This window comes from Roseibium sp. RKSG952 (genome assembly GCF_009711355.1).
In genome coordinates, this window is the sequence record NZ_SMMF01000044.1 from 1 (window position 1) to 222 (window position 222).

1 protein-coding gene is annotated in these 222 nt (G+C 61.3%); it reads left to right on the plus strand.

Features of this window, described 5'->3' with window-relative positions; genetic code table 11:
- A partial coding sequence (locus E1297_RS48630; protein ID WP_196223050.1) for a hypothetical protein occupies positions 1-222 on the plus strand: 222 nt, incomplete at both ends.

Below are 222 nucleotides of genomic sequence, written 5' to 3' on the forward strand. Positions count from 1 at the left end.
CGGAACGACGCTGAACGCCCATGGCAACCGACTCACCGCTCTGGATGCCAGTGTCGCGGGGCTCGACGGTGTCACAGCCGGTCAGGCGACTGTCATCAGCGAGATCCAGGTGGATGTCGCCAAAAACGGCGATGACATCACGGCGCTGTCGGGCAAGGTCGAGACGGTCGAAACAACCGTTGGCGAGAACAAGGCATCAATCACGACGCTGGAACAGTCGAC